Origin of the sequence: Saliphagus sp. LR7, from assembly GCF_003344565.1 — an archaeon.
GTDB lineage: Archaea > Halobacteriota > Halobacteria > Halobacteriales > Natrialbaceae > Saliphagus > Saliphagus infecundisoli.
The window spans coordinates 1-543 of the sequence record NZ_QPND01000085.1 but is presented as its reverse complement, the minus strand read 5'-3'; the positions used below and the strand labels follow the sequence as shown (position 1 = coordinate 543).

The following is a 543-nucleotide window of genomic DNA, read 5'->3' as shown; positions in this document are numbered from 1 at the left end:
CGCCGCCCTCTTCGATGGTGATGGTGGCCGTGGCGACCTCGTCGGCGGAGACGCCGTGTTGGAGGTCGCCGGTTTCCTCGTCGGCGGGGATCTCGTAGGAGAACGAGACGGTGGTGGTCTCGCCGCCATCCAGGGTCACCGTCTTCGACTGGTCCGGCTCGTAGTCCAGAACCGCGGTCCCGAAGTCCGTGCCCGGCGGGAAGTAAAACACCGTACGGGTGTCCTCCTGGTCGCCCGTGTTGGTGACGTCCGCCGAGACCTCGATCGTCTCGCCCTGTTGGGCCGATCCCGGTGCCTCGAGGTTCGAGACTTCGAAGTAGGTGCCCAGCGTGAGGTTCTGGCTGGTGGTTTCGCCGGGAGCGACCTCGACGAAGGTGATGTCCGAATCGGGGTACTCCTCGTGGATCGCCCGAAGTGCCTTCGTTCCCGGCGTGACGCCCTCGATGGTGTAGTTGCCGTCGGCGTCCGTGGTCGCCGAAAAGGCCCCCTGATCGGCGTCGACGACTTCGGCGCCCTCGATGGGGACGCCCGCGGCGTTGGTGA

1 protein-coding gene is annotated in these 543 nt (G+C 66.7%); it reads right to left on the bottom strand.

Annotated features, from left to right (window positions below):
- Window positions 1-543, bottom strand: a 543-nt coding sequence (locus tag DVH23_RS23280; protein ID WP_198668092.1) for a carboxypeptidase regulatory-like domain-containing protein, incomplete at both ends; no start/stop codon positions are given.